This window comes from Candidatus Cloacimonadota bacterium (genome assembly GCA_028706475.1).
Lineage (GTDB): Bacteria > Cloacimonadota > Cloacimonadia > Cloacimonadales > Cloacimonadaceae > UBA5456.
The window spans coordinates 17,752-37,862 of record JAQWBI010000006.1 but is presented as its reverse complement, the minus strand read 5'-3'; the positions used below and the strand labels follow the sequence as shown (position 1 = coordinate 37,862).

Here is a 20,111-nt window from a genome sequence, read left to right as displayed (position 1 = left end):
TAGAGTTTTACTATAGATTTGTTCAGAAAAAGTAAAAAGCTCATAACTTACTACTTTTTTAGTCCTTACTGTTTGTGTCAACTATTTTCTTAAGTTTGTTGAGGATTTCTTCACCGTATTGCCAGATGTTGCCTGCCCCGATGGTGATCAAGATGTCATCCTGCTTCAATAATGCTATGGTTTCATCCACTATCTTGTCATTATCTTCGATAGTGTGTACCTGATGATGACCGCTTTGAATGGCAACATCAGCGATGAGTTTGGAACTGATTCCAGGGATGGGCAATTCTCGGGCTGGATAAATCGGAGCAAGGATCAGACAGTCACAACTGAAGAATGCTTTGCCAAATTTCTCATAGAGATCACGGGTGCGAGAGAAAAGATGGGGTTGAAACAAGGCGACAATGCGACGGTCAACGCTATCTTTAAAACCTTCTAAGGTCGCCATAATCTCGGTGGGATGGTGAGCGTAATCATCATAAACGGTTATGCCCTGGGCTTCTCCTTTCAGTTCAAAACGACGGTAAACTCCATTGAAAGCAGCCATACCTTCCTGGATGCTATGAAAGGGCAGATCCAGTTCCAAACCTATGGAGGCAGCAAGTAGGGAGTTTTGGATGTTGTGCTTTCCGGAAACATTCATGGAGATACGCCCAAGCTTGTAACCCTTGTAAGAGAGATCATAGCTTGCCTGAAAGTCTTTCATTACAATGTTTAAAGCCTGCACATCTGCTTGTCGGGAAAGTCCGTAGGTTACGATCTTTTTGTTTATCTCCGGGAGAATGGATTGCACTCCGGGATCGTCCAGACAAGCGATCACGCTACCAAAGAATGGTACTTTATTCGCATATTCTATGAAAGCTCCCTTGATGTCGTCCAGATTGCGGTAGCAATCCAAATGATCTTCATCTACGTTTGTAATGCCAGCGATACAAGGAGAGAGCGAGAGAAAGCTGTGATCGTATTCATCGGCTTCCACCACAATGTACTTTCCAGAGCCCATTACGTTGTTCGAACCGAAGTTCTTTACTTTGCCGCCTACGATGATGGTGGGATTCAATCCTGCAGCTTCCAGCACCAATCCTGCCATGGAAGTGGTAGTGGTCTTGCCATGTGTACCGGATACACCGATTGAGAAGCTCATGCGGGTGATCTCAGCCAGCATTTCTGCCCTGCGAATAACCGGTATCTTCATTGCTTTGGCTGCTACAATCTCCGGATTGTCATCTTTTACCGCAGAGGATTTTACTACCACGTCGGCGTTCTCAATTATTGTAGGGTCGTGACCCTCAGTTACTTGGATGCCAAGGTCTTCCAAGTGACGCGTGAGTTCGGTCATCTTCATGTCGGAGCCGCTAATCTCGAGTCCCTGGTTGAAGAGGAATTCTGCGATACCGCTCATACCGATGCCGCCAATTCCGATGAAGTGTATCTTTTTGGTTCTGCCAAGCATAACTTCTCCTTAGTAAAAGCTTAGAATATCCGTTACTATCTGCTCAGTTGCCGTGTTTGCAGGCAACGCAAGCAGAGCCTTACGAAGTTTATCCGGTTCAACTTTTTTTATAGTTGCCAAGAGGTTCTGTGGGTTCAGTTCACTCTGTACCAATAGTTCCGCCACTCCCTTGTTCTTTTGTGCCAGTGCGTTGTAATACTGATGGTTTTCCGCTGCGGTGGGTAGAGGTATCAGAATCGCAGGCAACGCCGCTGCTTCCAATTCGGCGATGGTCATGGCTCCAGCACGAGTTATTGCAAGATTCACCTTCTTCATCATATTACTCAGTTCACTGTTAAAATCAAAGATATACAAACCTTCTTTGCCATTATGCTGTTTATAGAATTGCTTGTAGGTCAGGCTTCCAGTTTGCCAGAGGATCTGCCATCCACTACTTAGCAATTCACCTACGACACTGGACACTACGCTGTTAATTGCCAGTGAGCCTTGTGAACCTCCAGAAATCAATATTGTGGGTCGATCATCTTTCAAACCAAGAGTAGTCAAACTGAATCCGGTATCCCGCACGGACTCCAGGATGGGTATGCCAAAGTTCTTAAGCTTTGCTTTTGGAAGGTAAGGACGGCTCTGTTCAAACGATATATAGGTGCGGTGAAGGTATCTGGACAAATACCTGGTGGTGAGTCCAGGATAGGAATTGCTTTCGTGAAGAAAACAGGGCACTTTATGGCTAATGGCGGCAATAGCTACTGGTCCGGATACAAATCCTCCGGTTGTGATGACGCCGTCTATGTGTTCATCCTTCAGAATTCTGCGGGATTTCAATATGCTTCCTGCCAGATAATAGGGAAAGAGTAGATTGTCTGGATTCAGACTGCGGTACAGCTTTTGCACTTTGATAGGGAAGAAAGAAAGACTATGCTTCTGTGCCAGGCGCTCTTCCATACTGGAAGCATTGCCGATAAAGATGCATTCGTGACCCCGGGACTTCAATTCTCTTGCCAGGGCTATTGCAGGCACAATGTGCCCACCGGTTCCACCAGCACCGAAAGCAAATCTCACAAAGTCCTCCTTTGCGCACTGATATTCAGGATTACCCCTACAGCTATACTGTCCATCAGTAGAGCGCTACCGCCATAGCTGATGAAGGGAAGTGTGTTCCCCGTGGGCGGAAGAATGCTCATAGCCACGCCTGTATTAACCAACACATTACAATATATGTTCATTGCCATACCGGCAGCGAGGAATTTTAGATAGTTGCTATCCTGTTTCTCAGCCATTATCAGACTGGCAAAAAAGAGTGTGGTGTGCAGGAGAAATACGATCATAGCACCAAGGTATCCGGTCTCTTCGCCGATGATGGTAAACACATAGTCTGTACGTGCTTCCGGTAGATAATAATGTTTAGCACGTCCACGGGCAAGACCGGTACCCAGAAAACCACCACTGGTGAGAGCGGTAAGGCTCTCCCGTACCTGATAATCCGCACTATCGGAATCGGAGAGATCTCGCTCTGGAAAGAATAGACTGTACTTTTTATAAGTTCTCATTCTCTGCATACGGAAACTATCGCCTTGGGTGATAATCAGTAGTCCTGATACAAGACCCAGCCCCAGGATGACCAGTAGGATGCGTTTGCGGATGCCTGCATAGAAAAGCATTCCTATCAATGCCATTCCACCGATAATGATAGCTGAAAGATGCTTTTCTATCAATATAAGGATGAAGACTATAGCGGTCAACAAGGTTAATTCCGGGAAATTGCACGGAAAGTGTAGGATACTTTTGGTATCTCTCAGTAGTTGTTGCTTTTTGTCCAGAACATTGGCATAGAAGAAAACCAGAGCAATGCGGGCGAAGAATGAGGGTTGAAAACTGAACAGACCGAAGTTGATCTGGCGCGTTGCCCCCTTGATGGTCGAGCCTTTTACAAGCACCCATACCAGCATTACTATGGCCAAATACACCAACCAGGTATTAGTGAAACGCAGTTTGGGCAGATCAATGAAATAGAGAATGAAGATGGCAACTGTAGCAGATATGCCAATAAAGATAAGATGACGATAGAAATATGCCATCGAGCTTTGTACGGATGTGATGTCCACCATCACGATCAAGCCCACCAGGCACAAAGCCAGATAGCATAGAAATATAGTGCGGTCGAAACCGACGATGTAGGTACTAAGCCTGTTCCTTTTCACGTTTCAGTTTCCTTACGATTTCCTTGAATGTATCGCCCCGTTGTTCAAAGTTCTTGAACTTATCATAGCTGGCACATGCAGGACTAAGCACGATATTCTCCCCAATTGTGGCCTCTTCGAAAGCCATGTGGATGCAGTCTTCGAAATCGTCAACCAAGACCATGGGTACTTTCCCCAGCCATGCTTGCTGCATTTTATAACGCGATTCTCCGGTTATATACGCTCTGATGACATGCTCCTGAAGGTTCTGTGTAATCTGAGCGTAGTCCTCTCCTTTATCCGAGCCACCTAATATTATGCGGATTGGACGATCGAAGGATTCCAAAGCACAGCGAACGGAATCAGTGTTTGTGGCCTTGGAATCGTTGTAGAAATTTACTCCGTTTACACTCTCTACATACTCCAGACGATGTGGTAAAGCCTGGAAAGACTTCATGTTCTGCATCACGGAGGGGATATCCATTTCCAGTGCCTGAGCGCAAAGCAGTGCTGCCATTGCATTCAGATGATTGTGAGGACCCTTTATAGGAAGTTCGAATATGGACATCTGGTATTCTCCTAAATGGATGAACTTGCCGTCTAGATGTGCGGGAGCGTTCTTTGCCTCTTTACTAAAGTATAATTTCCAAGCTTTTAGATTGTCTGACCGGCGCACAATTTCTTCGGAATCAAGGTACAGCACAGCGAAATCCTGTGCCGTCTGATAGCGGAAGATACGCATTTTACTGTTACAATAATCACCAAAGCTTTTGTATCTGTTTAAATGATCTGGACTGAGATTCAAGAGGACTGCCACATGTGGAGCAAAACTGGTGATGATATCTAGCTGAAAGCTGCTGATTTCCAGCACTATGTACTCAATTCCGGGTTTATGAATGGGGAAGGAGCAAAAAGCATCTCCGATGTTACCAGCCAGGATGCACTTCCTTCCTGAATTCTTGAGGACATGATAGATCAGTGAAGCGGTAGTGCTTTTCCCGTTCGATCCGGTTACTGCTATCACCTGGCTATCTGGGGCTTTTATCTGCCAGCCGAACTCGATCTCAGAGATCAGCTTGATTCCCTTTTGTCTGCCTTTTCTAATAATAGGTGCATTCAGGGGGATACCCGGGCTCACAATCCATGTATCAAGTTCCAGAAGTCTGTCGCTATGCCCGCCAAATTCGCATTCGAAATCCCGGGTTAATGCTTCAGAGGATTCGATCTTTTCTGCAGGTAAGAGTTCACTCAAGAAGGCTTTTCCGCCCAAATCCTTGATCTTGTATGCGGCTGCTATGCCACTGCGTGCCAAACCCAATATGCCATACTTCACTGAGGTGTTAAACATTAGTAGTCCTTTATCGAAGTTTAATAGTGCTCAAACCAATGGCGACCAGCAGGATTGCCACAATGTAGAAACGGATCACAATCTTGGTCTCGTGGATGCCCTTCAATTCGTAGTGATGATGAATGGGCGCGCACAAGAATAATCTGCGCCCTGCACCATACTTTCTTTTAGTATATTTGAACCAGTATCTTTGAAAGATCACGCTGAAAGTCTCCACAACGAATATAAAGCCGATGATGACCAGGAAAATCTGCTCTTTCAATAGAACGGATATCACAGCCAAAATGCCACCCAAAGCCAGTGATCCGGTATCACCCATAAACACTTGTGCGGGATAGCTATTGTACCACAGAAAACCGATCAGTGCTCCCATCATGCCGGATATGAAAACCGTGAGTTCACCGGCATTATAGATGTACTCCAGATTCAGATAGTCTGCTGTGATGAAGTTGCCTTTCAGATAGCTCATGATACCCAGTCCCAAGGCAGATAAAGCCAAGGTTCCGGCAGCCAAACCGTCCAGACCATCGGTGAGATTAACCGCGTTTGAACTACCTGTGATCATGAACACCACGAAAGGAATAAAGAGCCAGCCCAGAGGCAGGATCAGGTTCTTAAAGAAGGGTATCTGCAAGTTTGTGATCTGATCTGCCGGAGATGAACTGTAGTATATGGCCAAGGTGAGGATGAGAGCTATGGATATTTGCCCCCAGAGCTTATACTTTGGGATCAGGCCTTTCTTTGCTTTTACAAAGTTCTTCAGGTAATCATCCAAAAATCCCAGAACACCAAGCCATACGGTACTCAGATACATCATCAGGATGGCGGAGTTGGTCAGGATGTTCCAAAACAGGGAAGCCACCAACATTGCTACCAAGATGATTAAACCTCCCATCGTAGGTGTTCCTGCTTTTATCCTGTGCTTCTCAGGCATATCTTCATCGATGCTTTCTACTGCTGATTTCCTTTTTAGCATCCGTATGAAAGGCGGACCAAAGAGTAAGGTGCAGACTAGCGCTGTAATAAAGGCACCGATGGAGCGAAAGGTTACATAACGAAACACGTTGAAAATGATCGAGTAATCGGCTAAAGGGTATAGAAGGTGATACAACATCAGGCTTCTCCTCTCAGGCGCGGCAGTATTCTCTCCAGGTGAATACCGTGGGATGCTTTCACCAGGATAACAGCATTTTTGGGGAAGAGAGGTAAAGCTGCCATCAACTCTTCAGTGCTGTTGAAGTGCTTGGAACTGTCATTCTGAAAATAGCGGGAATAATCTCCCACGCTATAGACATCTTGCTCGTCGCTATCGGCGATGATTGCCCCAATCATGCGGTGATACATCTCTGCGCTGGCGCCCAATTCCAGCATATCTCCCAAGATCGCGAAGTGAGGCATTTCGGGATGAAGATCGTGCCAAAACTCCAGTGCAGACCGCATCGATACCGGATTTGCATTGTAGCAATCCACTATTAGAAATCCTTCGTGGAGCTTTTCGATTTGCATTCTCATATCCAGCTTGATCTCTTTTAGTATCGCTTGCTGTATCTCTTGATTGTCATATTCCAGAGATTGTGCCAAGGCTATGGCAAAAGCTGAATTTATCACATAGTATGGAGCCTTGTAGGGAATTATCCATTTGTCGTTATTAAGTCTAAAGCGCATACCTTGTTGGTGTCCATGCACATCGCTGATGGCATAATCTGCATCTGGAGAATAACCTACCGAGATTCCATCATTTTTATATGGAGCAAAGCGTTCGTCATCGGCGGGGTAAAGGCGCAAGTTTAGAGCCCGGTGGAAGAGAACGCATTTCTCTTTGAAGACCCCGTTTTCATCGCCAAAATACTCCAGGTGAGAGGGCCCGATATTCAGGATAATGCCTGCATCCGGCATTATTGTATCCGCCAATTGAGCGATTTCTCCAAAGTGATTGGTGCCGATCTCAAAGACTCCATAATGATGATCGGGCTCCACCCGCAGGATAGTCTTACAAAGCCCAATCAGGTTGTTTTCATTTCTGGCAGTCTTCAAAACCTTCTTACGCGATGCCAGGATCTGGGATATCAGTTCTTTGGTTCCGGTCTTGCCTGTCGATCCCGTGAGTGCTATTTTAAAAAGATCAAACATTTGCAGATACTTGCGCAGGATCTCTGCCATCACGTTCCCGGGATTATCGCACCTGATATAATGCTCTTCATATATAGTATCAATGCTACCCACTGCCATGTTGTCAGGATCCGCCAATACATTGTCCACAAAGCGGTTGCCATCGAAGCTGTCTCCCTTGATGGCGAAAAAGACACTGCCTGGCTTGATGGAGCGACTATCGGTCGATACATAACGATAGTACTGAGCTTTTGTATATCCGGTTTCCTGAGGAGTATCACCCAGCAAGAGCTTTATCAAAAGCGGATCCAGGGGAAGGATCAATTCATCCTCTTCCTTGTATAATGGGATGTTCTCCAATGCAGATTGTGCTACCAGGTGATCATCAAAATCATAACGGATTCCTTCAATTTCCTGATAGGTCTCATGCCCCTTTCCGCAGATAAGAACGATGTCTCCGGGAACAGCAAGCCTGACTGCCGCTGCAATGGCAATTCTTCGATCCCGGATTATCCACCATGGCAATGCCCAATCACTGTTTAATACAATGTCGCGGATAATGGCATCGGGGTTTTCTGTGCGGGGATTGTCATCACACACTATCACGGTATCGCTGTAGCTTAGTGCCGCTTTTAACATCAGGGGCCGCTTACCCTTATCGCGGTCTCCGCCTGCTCCAAACACTGTGATGATCCGTCCATGCGGCATCTTCTCAATGCTTTTTAGCACATTATTGATGGCATCCGGACTGTGCGCGTAGTCTATAAACACCCCAATCCCATGTTGATTGGGTACAGATTCTATCCTACCCCTTACTGGTTTGAGTGCCACACATAATTCTGGTAATTCATCCAGTTCGATACCGGATGCTAATAACGCCGCACAAGCCAGGGACAGGTTATCTACGTTAAATTCGCCCACCAGGGGACTGGTAATCCGGCAAGAACTTCCAGACTTCAAAATCAAGGAGAAAAGCGAGCCCTCCAAGGCTATACTCACATCCGTAATATTGATATCTGCTTCACTATGCCTGCCCACACTGAGACAGTTGCCTTCGGCTTCTTTTACACGATCCAGGATCATTTGGCCATAAGGATCGTCCTGATTGATAATGCTCCAGGCAGAGTTCTTCGCTGCTCGTTCGAAAAGCATATACTTAGCTTCAAAATAGTCGTCCATGTCTCTATGGAAATCCAGATGATCACGGCTGAGATTTGTGAACAGGCAATACCGAAATGCCACACCATATACTCTATCCAATGCCAATGCATGTGAAGAAACCTCCATTACTACATGACTGATCCCATTGTCCAGCATTTGCTTGAAGATTTCGTTTAGTTGCAGGATATCTGGTGTGGTATGTTTGGTGGGAAAATCCTGATTCAGTATCTTGTACCCCAAAGTGCCTATCCATGCGGCTTTGATACCTTTCTGCAACAGCATCTGATACATCATTAATGATGTTGTAGTCTTCCCATTGGTTCCTGTAACTCCAAAGATACTCATCTTTGCTGAAGGGTCTCCATAGTACAGTTTGGCGTACAATGCGGTAGCTTTGCGGCTGTCGCTTACCACGATCTGAGCTGCCTCGGTCTGTCCGATGCAGAATGCCGCTCCATTTTGCCTTGCTGTGGAGATGAAGTCATGACCATCGAAATTCGCGCCTTTTATGGCTATAAAGCAATCTCCCGCTTGCAAATCTCTATTGTCGGTCACCGGTCTGGGCAAGTTTCCATTCCCTCTGATATCGCTCTTGATCAGGATCGAATGTGATCTGTAAAGCTTCAGTAACTGGTCTATCATATTGAAGCCTCCAGAGTACAAACACCGGAACCGGTGATGCGGGAGCCAGGCAGCAAGGACTGTTTGCGTACCACTCCGGAGCCGATAATCTTTACCGGAACTCCCTGATCGGAAGCAGTTTTCACAGCCTTGCGCAAGGTCATACCCACCAAGTTTGGCATAATGGTCGCGGCCAGGCTTTCTTCTCCACGTTTATCCTTGCTTTTACCAAGTTTCAAAGTTATGGGATGGTTCTTGTCCACAGATATTCCAGCCTTGGGGAATTGATCGATCACAACTGATGCACTGTCCGGTCCCTCAATTTTGTATAGGAAACCAAAGCGGTTCAAGCTCCACTCTGCATCCTGAATGCTCATATTGATCAAATCTGGCATCTTCAACGAAGTCTGTAGCAACCGTTCATTATAAGGCAGTATCTGGCAATCGGGCATAAACAACACATTCTCTACTATCTTCTTGAACGAGGGAGCGGCACTCATGGAACCAAAGCGATAATAATGTGAAGGCTCATCGTAAAATACTACTACTACCATCTGAGGATCTTCCATTGGAAACATCCCGGCAAAGACAGCGTTGTATTTGCCACCGGAGTAGCCTCTAGTACCTTCCACATTCTTTTCCGCGGTACCAGTCTTGCCGCCTACACTGATGTAATCCATTTTGATGTGGGTAGCCGTACCGTCATCCACTACGTCCTGAATATAGGAAAGCATGGTATCGCAAGCAGCTTTAGAAGATACCTGCCGCAGTACCGATGGCTCGAAAGAATCGATTATTTCGCCATTGTCGTCACGAAAACTATCGACTATCATCGGTTTCATCATCTTCCCGCCGTTTGCAATTGCGCTGTAAGCAGCGGCAAGCTGAATGGCCGTAACAGAGATCGCCTGTCCAAAAGCTAGCGAATGAAGAGAGTACCCATCCCAATTTTCCAGCTTTGCAAAGATACCGCTGGATTCACCAAACAGATTTAAAGCGCTTCTCTGGCCAAAGCCCATGGAGATGTACTCCTCGTACAAACGGGTCTTGCCCGTGCGTTCAGCAAGCTTTGCCACACCCACATTACTGGATTTGGAGATGATTTCACGGGGAGTAAGGGCACCATAATTATGTGTATCGGTGATTACACGTCTTCCCACCTGGTAGCGGCCACACTCAATTCTCTCGTTTGGCTTCACCAATTTGTACTCCAATGCGGGCAACATACTGATGGGTTTTAGAGTGCTTCCCGGTTCAAACATGAAGCTGGCGGGGATGTTGGATTTTGCTCTCACCATATTTGGATCATCGCTTTTATCTTGGTTCGAGACTCCTGCCAAAGCAAGTACTCTGCCGGTTTTCGGGTCCATCACCACTGCACCACCATGAGCGGCGCCATACTTTTCTACGCCTTCATAAAGTACGTTTTCCACTATCTCTTGGATGTTTGTATCTATAGTAAGGTAAAGGTTATTTCCGTTTCTTGGTTTCTTCTCATGCAGATCAGGGTAAGGTACGCGATTACCGTTTGCATCCAGAACTATCTCGCGCCATCCGTATTCTCCGGAGAGCACTTTGTCGTATGTAGCTTCGATGCCACATATACCGGAAAGCTTGTACAAGGACTTGCTATCGGTCATGGGATCATAACCGTTTGAGGCTTCATTAACGGCTCCCATCAGCCTGGCAGCCAAAGATCCCTTGGAATAGATTCTGCGCATGGAGGCAAAATTATGGATCAATCCTGGTAATTTCTGTTCCTTAAAGCCCTGGATCAGTTGATCCAATTCGGCTTCACTGATGCGATTACTTATCTGAATTGACGAATTTTTACTACCCAGATTCAGCCGCTTCAGAACTGTATCTTTACTGATGTTGCTATTATCGCCGATTACAGTGGCAATCATCTGAAAAGCCTCTTTCTGGCTGATTTCCTTCCGCTTCGCCCATGTGTTTACAGCAGCGCGATCGATGTCCAACTGGTAATAGCTCACACTGGAGACCAGCAAATTGCCTTTTGCATCGTATATTCCGCCTCTTCGGGGGATGAGGATTTCTTTGCGGGGTGTATAACGGACGCGTCTGAGGTGAGCAAAATTGAAGGGATCCATAATCTGGATACCAAAGAGGTATACGCTCCATAACAGAGCGGCAGCACCAAAGAGAACAATCAACAAGTAAAAGCGAGAGCGCATGGCATCAATCAAGCATGATGGTTACGTTCTTTGCTTCCGCTCTGGTGGCGATAAGATCGATAATGCAATAAGAGTCCGCTTCCTGGCTGGGAGAGGGCTCGTGTACATAGATGATGCTGCCCTGCTCATTATCGGGAATGAACTGGCTCATCTCCACCCTTACCAGAGAAGCGATGTGACGTCCGCTGCGTAGATCATCATGTTCCACCAAAAGTTCGGTATTAATGTTCTTCTCCGCGTTGAAAGTCTTTTCCACGTTCGATAAACGACGCGTGTAGCTTACAATTTTGTTGTTGTTGAAAAAACTAAAAAATCCGCATATGACTACAAGGATAATCAGAACGATTATTTTTCCTCTCATTTTTTCCCCCATTTCTTTTCTGCCGCTCTCAGCTTAGCACTGCGCGAGCGGACATTTGATGCTATTTCTTCGGGACCGGCTGTTATCGGTCTCCTGGTAAGTATCTTTAGTTTGCTATAGTGGGAACATACACAGTTGATGATGGCCGGAGGGCAGATGCAATCTTGCTCCGCAAGTTTGAACGTGTTTTTTACAATGCGGTCTTCAAGAGAGTGGTAACTCATCACCACAATCCTTCCTCCGGGATTCAGCAGATTGACGGCATCATCCAAGGCACCGGACAAAGCGTTCAATTCATCGTTTACGCAGATTCTTAAAGCTTGGAAGATTCTGACCTTCGTTTTCAAAGATTCTTTGCTGCCTGAACCTACAACAGTCTCGATGATCCCCGCCAACTCTGTAGTGGTATTGATCCTGCGTTCAGCTCTGTAGCGTTCGATAGCCCTACCGATTCTGCCAGCAGATTGCTCTTCACCGTATTCTTTGAAGATTCTTTTCAGCTCTTCATAGCTGTATTCATTCACAATCTGCTGTGCGCTCAGTTCTGCTTCGCGATCCATACGCATATCCAGTTCTGCTTCCCGGTCAAAACTAAAACCACGCTTAGTCTCGTTCAATTGGTGCGAGCTTACACCCAGATCAAAGAGTATGCCATCTATCCCCTTTACCTTATTATATGCTAGTTGAGTGCGCAAATCCCGGAAATTCGCTTTTATAAGAACCGGAGAATAACCTTGCAAACGCTTCGTGGCAGCATTTATCGCTTCTTCATCCTGATCAAAACCATATAACCGGATACCGGACTCTCTTTGATACATGGCCAGTGCATGTCCACCACCGCCTAAAGTGGCATCCACATAGATCTTGCCCTTCTGAAGATTTAGATAATCCATACAGGATTGCAGCATTACCGGTTCATGGTAACTGCTCACAGTTGGTAGTCCTCACTGGTGAAAGTATCGCGATGAGCTTTCAGCTTGCTCTGCCGAACCTTGGCGTAGATTTCAGGATTCCACAAGGAAATATAATGCCCCTCGCCTTTGATGATCACGCTGTCTTCGATCCCTACTTCATTCAAAAGCAATTCGTGAATCCTCACTCTACCGGGTCCTTCCAGTTCTTGTTCCATCATCGCAAAATCGATCAGTTGAGTACGCAGTCTTTTTGCTCTTTCGTCACCTTCTTTCAGGCGTTCCAAAGTGCTTTTCCAGCTATCGAGAGGGTAGATGGCGATGGTGTTTGAAGGCCCCATGGTAACCACAACCGAGCGCATGGCTGTTTCTGCGAATTTCTTCTTGAAACTGGCCGGAATAATCACGCGCTGCTTGTGTACTGAGTTTTCGAAGATACCTAAAAATTCACCGGACATGGTCTTTCCTTTTTCTGCTGTTTGAACCTAATCTGAGTTGCGCTTGCGTTTTCTTAGTATCAGCGCTTCCTATTTTGAGACTTTTTGAATTTATCTGAGATATTATGACATCCTGTGACACCTATATGACATCCTACTTTTCTTGTCAAGATTTAATTATCTTTTTTCTCATATTTCTATGGGATATGTACTTAACTATTATGAATAGCAGTGGATTAGATAAGCGATATTGTGCTTCTGAGAGATGGGAAATTGTCAGATAACAGGGTAAAATCCGGCTTGTTTGTTCAAAAGGAAAAATCAGACTATGTAAGGGGTAGCCATAGCGTCGGTATTGCGTGGCCAGGTATGCCGCGATCTTTTTGCGCATATCTCTGGCAGCTCTCCGCTCAGCGTATATTTCGCGAATGTAATATGCGCTGACTCCCATCGCTTTTGCCAGATCCATGGGGGTCTGATCAATATCTATCAGAGCCTTGCGGATCTGTTTGCCTGTCGGCCTCGGGTCTTGAGTATCCTTTTTCCTTGACATCTGAACTCCATTACATTATCTTGTTTGCATATGTGGACAAGATAACGCATGAGCGTATCCTGTCAAGCAGAATATAACGCTTTAGCGTTATGAAGGATGATTGATGGATTATAAGATGCTGCTAAATGAGCTGTTAAGCTCACTCAAACTTAGCAAAAAAAAGTTTGCCGAGCAGCTCGGATTGTCTCAGGGGAACGTGTCCGATTGGTTTAATCGGCCAGGATACCGCCCATCAATCGACGCCTTAAAACGAATAAGCGAAATCTACAATGTTAATCTCAACTGGCTCATCACCGGCAAGGGTGACATGTTTAATAGTACGCACGCGCGCGAGAATCCCCCTGGAGCCGGAGTCCTCACCATCCCGGTATATGCAGATATCGCAGCCGGCATTGGCATTGAAGCTGAAGACCTCGAACCCACCGAATCCATTTCTATCCCCAGCGAAGCGATCACTAACATCCCAGGCCCCTTTTACTGCTTTCGCGTTAATGGGGTGTCAATGGAACCAGAGCTGCATACCGGAGATTATGCCATCATATCCGGCTGGCAGTTTGATGTGGATTACAATGGATACTTTTGCGCCTTCCGTTCAGTTGATGGTCTATTGATCAAACGTCTGGTCTATGATCACCGGTGCAAACGCTGTCTGCTTGTACCGGTCAACCCCACCCACCCAATCATTGAATACGATGAGCACAGCCCCGACATTAAGATAATCGGACGCCTGGTCGCTGTGCTTCGCAAATACATATAGCGAGGTTTATAGTGGAAGAAGTCATTCAAATAGTGTCAGTCATTGTCGTAATTGTCGTTGTACTTGTCTATAGTCACAAGGAGAATCTCAAAAAGGATAAGGCGGTCACGATAACTTGTCCACGTTGTGGATACTCAGGAACAAAGAACACTTATGCCGGTGCTGCCAGCAATGTTATAGGCTGTGTGTTGCTTTTGTTATTCTTGATCCCTGGCATATTCTACTATGCTATACTCGGTGGCAAGATAGTGTGCCCTCGGTGCAGAAACACGTTTTAACTGGCATGGGGTATATCTTACCCATGTTTTGCCAAACTTTTGGCAAATCCCATTGATTATCAGTTTTTGCCAAATTGTTGTCACTCACCTCACCGCTATGTTTTTGCCAAATTGTTGTCACTCAACCTCCATTTCCCCCGTTTTTTGCCAAACTTCCTGTCACCCCTGGTTTCAGTGGTATTCCCCTTTATTATAGCACCTTTGCACCACTTTTAACACTAATATATCTCTTGCCAAACTCCCTGTCACCCCATAATTAGATAAGCGATATTGTGCTTCTGAGAGATGGGAAATTGTCAGATAACAGGGTAAAATCCGGCTTGTTTGTTCAAAAGGAAAAATCAGACTATGTGCAATATGAGCATAATAATGAGAGCCATTTACCAAAGAGAGCGGGTTAGCCTATAGGGAGTACATGTTTGAATGAGAGCTTTTATTACAACAGAGACTGAGTAATGTGGCAGCATCTGCTGAAAACAAAACAAGACAAGCAATCCTGAGACTGCCTGTCCTGTTTACTAAATTGAGGTTTATCTTACTAGGGAATAGAGATCAGTTTCTGCTTCTGGTGTTGCTTTCATAGTTTTTCTACTCGTCCTCTCCAGGATTCATCTCTACATAGAGAATCACTGCATTTCACGCAATAGCTATGTTGATAGTTGGCGTAATAGCCTTTGGAAAGCTGCTTATCAAGCTTATGGGAGGATTATCTCAGTATGTATTTAAGCCGCAGACTAAAGTCTCTTCCCGGTGCTGGAAAGCCATATTCGGTTTGGTAGTTCTCATCGAGGATGTTTTGTAGGGCAAATTGTATCTCAAAGTTACGCCATTTCTTTTGGATACCGATCTCATGAGCAAAATACGCCGGCAGCGAATGAAATTGTTCTATACTGTCCTGAGAATCCCGCTTACTGCGATATTCGGAGTTGCAGTGCAGTACAAAATCCCAGGGAAGCTGAATCCTATTGAGCAGCTCCATACTATGAGGAGCGCTGTCGCTAAGCTTGTAATCCCCCCGGTTTTGTAAAAGGGAATACTGCAATGTAGCATCCCAAATCTCAGCTATATTGCAGTTTAAAGAGATTTCTCCGCCATAACTTTGGTGCTTATAAATGTTCTCATAACGATTGTTGGTTCTATCGATCAGATTGCGCACATCGTTGAAATAAACACTTGTATCCAGCATGACCCTTGAGCCCAGATTGCGTTTGTGACTCAGTTCTACTTTTCTGGCTGAAGATGCTTTCAGATCTGGATTTCCGTTTTCTGCAGAAAACAACTGGCGCATCGTGGGTATGGAGCTGTTTATCCCCAGTGAAAGCATAGTGCTTACGTTGTCTTGATGATTCCAGATGATGGCAGCCGAAGGTTCCGGATGAAACCTGACCTGTTCAGATTTACTATGTCCAAAGAAAGCGATGCCCAGGCTGAGAGTGTAGCTAAGCGCAGCGTTGATGTCCGCTTCATACTGGGAGAATACACTGCCCACCAGCGCATGATTGTGTGTCCACTCGCGATAGTTGTTGTCATCTTTTCGCTTTATCTTTCGGTACTCCATCCTGCTACCGGTATTCCATACTCCCCTGGCTCTATGTTCATACACAGGGGCAAGACCGATATTGAAGGATTCCATACGTGAGGACAATTCAGGAATTTGATGGCTAGCGTCTCGAAAACGTTCGAAAGTATCACCCGCAGCGTCGAAATATACTTGCCCGCGTACGTTGCTGCTTAGCGAGCTAAAGAAATCCATGCCCAAGCTTGCATTTGCCCTGTACCAATCCTTGTAAGTGCCATAATCCCAAATATATATGGATGAAGGGATCTCTTTATATGGTATAGTAGTATAACCCAGGTTTACACTCATTTCATGCAGATCATTCACCAGCCAATCGCCGATTGCATCCATTTGCCAACTGCTTTGATAGTTATGATCCCTTAGCTTTCCATTCTCAAACACTGTGGGCTCAAAATCTTCGGATAGCGGATAAGGCCTGCGTTCATCCCGCATGATGCTGAACTTGTAGCGAAAATCTCCCAATCTCTGAGCTGAAGATATCCTCTGGGAGTTCACCAAATTGCGGGATAGTTTGCTTTCCAGAGCAAGGCGATAGGCGTCTTTGCTGCTGATCAGATTCACCACTCCACCCATGGTCGATGTGCCATACATGGCGCTGGCAGGTCCTTTTACAATGCGGATCTCGGCAATATCGTCGATCAGGATTTTTGAGAGGTCCACATTGCCGAAATATCCGCTATTCAGAGGTCTGCCATCGATCATTATCAAGTTCTCGTTCTTACGAAAGCCGCGTATCTTCAGATTACTCTCATCACGGGAACCGTAACTGATATTGAGACCTGGACTTAGCTTGATGGCTTCGGAGATGCTGTCGCTGTTTTTCGGCTTTTGGATACTGCTAATGGATCCGATGCTGGCTTGAGGTCCCTCGGCAATTACCCTAACCGGATGCAAATGATACTGCTTCAGCGAATCGGATTCGCTTCTAACAGAAAAGATCAGCATGGGAAATAGACCCATGCTGATCAGGATTATTCTCTTCAATCTTCTCCCAGTTCCACTACTTGTCCAGTAAAACCGTCATATTGAGCGGGGAAGGTAAAGCTGATATCAGCTTTATCATTGTCGGCATTCATGTACAAAGGAATATCTGTCCCAAAATCCATATCAACCTTGATTCGGTCGATATACTTGAATTTCTTCATATTGTTCGGCAATTCTTCAAAAGATGGGAAAGTAGTCCTTTCACTTTGTAACAGATAGTATCCGTCAGCTATCTGTTCGGGAGTGTAGTCTTTACTATAACCATCTGAAGCCATCAGAGAGATGGTAGTGTATCCGCTGTGATCGCTTAGCAGGTCGCTTAGTTTAATTGCCTCTTCATCCACTCCATCATAGTTTGTGACAGTGTAAACGGGCAATTTCCCAAGCTCTTTATAATGGGAATTTCCCAAGCTGTCTACCACTACGATGCGACGATACAGGCGAATTGTGGTGGCATTCTTCACTTCGAAAGCTCCGGGTGTGGTGTCATCAAAGAACATGGTTCTCAATTGGTTTGAAGGCACCATGAACCCGGTCTTGAAGACTGACCAGTCCAAGTCATATCCCGCTGTCTCTTCACGGTCTCTGGGGCTGAAACCGTCCGAGGCAACGATTTCATAATTGTAGAGATCTCTAAAGTCTGTGGGATCTTCTTCTGTAGGATCTGTGATTTCTTGCACCTGGGCAGTATCGATGAATTGATCAAGAAGATAGCCCAAAATCTCAGCATCGGTGCCGTTGTCTTTCTCGCTGCAAGCGCTGATGCTCAGCAAGAGAGCGATGGCAAACAGTACAAATAAGTACTTTTTCAAGGTAGTAACCTCCATATTTTTATTGGAGGCGGACGGATAGATACCGTCAGCCTTTCCAGTGGGAGGCATGGCCGTTTCCCGCCATACCCTATCGGTATTCATGCTTGCCGTAAACAGGTTTAGCCATGAATACTCGGCTTGAGTGCAAAACTGTTATGGTTTTAAAAGATGTCAAGAACAGAAGTTGCTGCGTTGTGTTCTTCGTACCTCTAGTGCGTTTTGAAAGCGGAAAATCGGAATTCGTACCGTAGCATTCCGATGCTAAGCCTTGTACCTCGTGCCTCTGGTGCGTTCCCGTTATTGCACCTCTCCTGATGTATCAATGTGCTGATATCAAATGTTACCCCTCACGAAGGCACGTAACATCAAATTGGACGGGACAGAGCCCCTTTGTATGCTCAAGCAGGTCAATTTCTCAAATGCACCTCAAGAACAACCTGAACACTACCCAAGCCCCGCTCAGGATGTCTTTGGGATACTCTTTGATTGCATAGTCCGGGTTAGTTATCAGAAACACTGCGAGATAAGTCGTGCAACTCCGTTTCTCCCAGATAGAGCATTGGAACTCAACCAGCTTGATATACTCTGCTTTTAAGACTAATTCTACAACTGACTTCCTCAATCGCGAAATTGTTTTGATCGATCACAAAATTTCAAAGAGCCGCATAGCATGAGGTCGGTTCAAAGACAGTTAGGCCTCTTTGAAATCCATGCATACCTGATGTTGTCGCCCATGAAGGGCTTCATGCGTATTATTGCGCATTTATCGAGGGGCTCCGCTTCGCTTCGCACACTCGCTATGATCAGTTTCGCTCTCCGGGCTTTACCGGTAATCCTCCCAACATAAAAATCTGCGTGATTCCGCTCGATCAGCGTTATCAGTGTGCTATTCATCCTCTTTGCCTGTAGCAGTGCCGAAGCAGATATCATCGGGTTATCATCGAGTGAGCACTGCTTGATAACAGCATTATATCTACATCACCACAGCCTAAAGTAGAGGGTTCGTTCAACTGGAAGAGATATTGGAGAATTGTAATGGGATAAAGAGTCCAAGTCCCTCACCAATATACTGAACGTGTGCCAGTGATAGTAAACTTCAATCCAAATAGTAGATAGCTTTGATGGGATCGATGCGAGAGGCTTTGATGGCGGGAAACAAACCTGAGATAAAGCCGATCAACAGGGAAAAGAAAAGTCCGAGCAGTACTCCTGACAAGGGCAGATAGAGAGGGAAATGTAATACTTTTCCGATGCCTGAGACTAGAGCCCAAGCGATCAATATCCCCGTGATAGCACCGAGTAAAGCCAATACGATAGCTTCGAAGATAAAATAGAAGAAGATATCATGTTCGGTGGCACCGATGCTTTTGCGGATGCCGATCTCGGTCATACGTTCCTGGATTGAGATCAGCAGAGTGGAAAACAGTCCGATTCCACCTACGATCAATGAGATTGAGGCAATCGCAGATAGGGTGATGTTCCATTTCTTCATCTGATTATCGATCTCGGAAGAAATGTTCAACATCATCGCCCCGATATCCATGAAAGTAAAATTGGGATACATATTGTGGCGGGAAAGTAGAATCTGACGAGCTTTGGCCTTCATGGTCTCGAATGATTTGGCATTGTGGGCCTGAAGGTAGATTACGTGAACCTGTTTTCCGGTTGTAAACCGGTAACTACCATATTTCAAGGGTACATAAACTGCCTGCAACTCACGATCCCGTTCCCAGGTATTAAAATTCATGCCACCGCTACTGTTCAGCTTGTCCGAGCCCAAAACTCCAATCACCCGGTATCGATGATCGCCGATAACCAGTTGTTCTCCCAAGGCATTGGAATCTGGAAAGTATTTTTCTGCGTATTTATATCCTAAAATCGCAACTGGAAGTCCTTCTTCAGCTTCGATCGGGCTAAACATCCGTCCGTGGTCAAGGTTGTAGTTTTTGTTTGTAAAAAAGTAGTTTTCCGTAGCTTTCACGGTTACATAATTGTCTTCATTACCAATGCGTTGCAGGCTGCTGGATTCCACCATGCCGTAGATGCCTTTGTAATCCAGTTCATTTTTCAGGGCGAAATAATCGTCAAGATCAACCGGATTGACCAATTGTACCGCCCGCCGCTTTGTTTCTACGGCAGAACGTTGATTGGTGTGCCCAAGGCTGGCTCCGGCAGGGGCGATGATCACGGAGAAATTCCAGCCCATTCCTTCCATGTTTTTGTTGATCAGATCTTTTAGCGCATATACGCTGGAAAACATTGTAACCACCGCTATCACACCGATCACAATGCCGATTGTGGTAAGGAAGCTGCGCATCTTGTGCGAAGCGATGCTTACAAGTGCGCTGCGGATTCCATCACCAATGTGCATA

Annotated in this window: 14 protein-coding genes and 1 riboswitch; of the genes, 1 reads left to right on the top strand and 13 read right to left on the bottom strand. The window is 45.7% G+C overall.

What is annotated here, in order from left to right; genetic code table 11:
• Window positions 1-58 precede the first annotated feature (58 nt).
• From murC to PHF32_02255, 10 genes are read right to left on the bottom strand one after another with little or no spacing between them, the layout of a single operon-like run.
• Window positions 59-1,453, bottom strand: a complete 1,395-nt coding sequence (gene murC / locus PHF32_02300; GenBank protein ID MDD4559561.1) for a UDP-N-acetylmuramate--L-alanine ligase — start codon at window positions 1,451-1,453, stop codon at window positions 59-61.
• 9 nt (window positions 1,454-1,462) lie between these two features.
• Window positions 1,463-2,515, bottom strand: a complete 1,053-nt coding sequence (murG, locus tag PHF32_02295) for an undecaprenyldiphospho-muramoylpentapeptide beta-N-acetylglucosaminyltransferase (protein MDD4559560.1) — start codon at window positions 2,513-2,515, stop codon at window positions 1,463-1,465.
• Window positions 2,512-3,654 (bottom strand): FtsW/RodA/SpoVE family cell cycle protein, encoded by a 1,143-nt coding sequence (locus PHF32_02290; protein ID MDD4559559.1) that lies wholly within the window; start codon window positions 3,652-3,654, stop codon window positions 2,512-2,514. Before PHF32_02290 ends, murG begins: the two co-directional genes overlap by 4 nt.
• On the bottom strand, window positions 3,635-4,981 hold the full coding sequence (gene murD / locus PHF32_02285) for a UDP-N-acetylmuramoyl-L-alanine--D-glutamate ligase (GenBank protein ID MDD4559558.1): 1,347 nt from the start codon (window positions 4,979-4,981) through the stop codon (window positions 3,635-3,637). The genes PHF32_02290 and murD overlap by 20 nt, the downstream gene beginning before the upstream one ends.
• Window positions 4,982-4,991: 10 nt before the next feature.
• On the bottom strand, window positions 4,992-6,095 hold the full coding sequence (gene mraY, locus PHF32_02280; GenBank protein ID MDD4559557.1) for a phospho-N-acetylmuramoyl-pentapeptide-transferase: 1,104 nt from the start codon (window positions 6,093-6,095) through the stop codon (window positions 4,992-4,994).
• The gene (locus tag PHF32_02275) at window positions 6,095-8,893 is read right to left on the bottom strand and encodes a UDP-N-acetylmuramoyl-L-alanyl-D-glutamate--2,6-diaminopimelate ligase (protein MDD4559556.1); all 2,799 of its coding nucleotides are present in this window, start codon (window positions 8,891-8,893) and stop codon (window positions 6,095-6,097) included. Before PHF32_02275 ends, mraY begins: the two co-directional genes overlap by 1 nt.
• Entirely contained in the window at window positions 8,890-11,067 is a 2,178-nt protein-coding gene (locus tag PHF32_02270) for a penicillin-binding transpeptidase domain-containing protein (protein MDD4559555.1), read from the bottom strand. The genes PHF32_02275 and PHF32_02270 overlap by 4 nt, the downstream gene beginning before the upstream one ends.
• A gap of 4 nt (window positions 11,068-11,071) precedes the next feature.
• Window positions 11,072-11,428: a hypothetical protein gene (locus tag PHF32_02265; protein ID MDD4559554.1), complete on the bottom strand. Its 357-nt coding sequence runs from the start codon at window positions 11,426-11,428 to the stop codon at window positions 11,072-11,074.
• Entirely contained in the window at window positions 11,425-12,360 is a 936-nt protein-coding gene (gene rsmH, locus PHF32_02260; GenBank protein MDD4559553.1) for a 16S rRNA (cytosine(1402)-N(4))-methyltransferase RsmH, read from the bottom strand. The genes PHF32_02265 and rsmH overlap by 4 nt, the downstream gene beginning before the upstream one ends.
• Complete coding sequence (locus PHF32_02255) at window positions 12,357-12,797, bottom strand: protein MraZ (protein ID MDD4559552.1); 441 nt, start codon at window positions 12,795-12,797, stop codon at window positions 12,357-12,359. Before PHF32_02255 ends, rsmH begins: the two co-directional genes overlap by 4 nt.
• Before the next feature lie 635 nt (window positions 12,798-13,432).
• Here PHF32_02255 and PHF32_02250 point away from each other — a divergent pair.
• Entirely contained in the window at window positions 13,433-14,086 is a 654-nt protein-coding gene (locus PHF32_02250) for a S24 family peptidase (GenBank protein MDD4559551.1), read from the top strand.
• A gap of 984 nt (window positions 14,087-15,070) precedes the next feature.
• On the opposite strand, the gene PHF32_02245 is transcribed toward PHF32_02250, so the two are convergent.
• From PHF32_02245 to PHF32_02235, 3 genes are all read right to left on the bottom strand, one after another.
• Complete coding sequence (locus tag PHF32_02245) at window positions 15,071-16,927, bottom strand: TonB-dependent receptor plug domain-containing protein (GenBank protein ID MDD4559550.1); 1,857 nt, start codon at window positions 16,925-16,927, stop codon at window positions 15,071-15,073.
• On the bottom strand, window positions 16,924-17,739 hold the full coding sequence (locus PHF32_02240; protein MDD4559549.1) for a hypothetical protein: 816 nt from the start codon (window positions 17,737-17,739) through the stop codon (window positions 16,924-16,926). Before PHF32_02240 ends, PHF32_02245 begins: the two co-directional genes overlap by 4 nt.
• A 35-nt stretch (window positions 17,740-17,774) precedes the next feature.
• Window positions 17,775-17,889, bottom strand: a riboswitch (molybdenum cofactor riboswitch).
• Between the two features lie 946 nt (window positions 17,890-18,835).
• The gene (locus tag PHF32_02235; protein ID MDD4559548.1) at window positions 18,836-20,110 is read right to left on the bottom strand and encodes an ABC transporter permease; all 1,275 of its coding nucleotides are present in this window, start codon (window positions 20,108-20,110) and stop codon (window positions 18,836-18,838) included.
• Between the last annotated feature and the right edge of the window lies 1 nt (window position 20,111).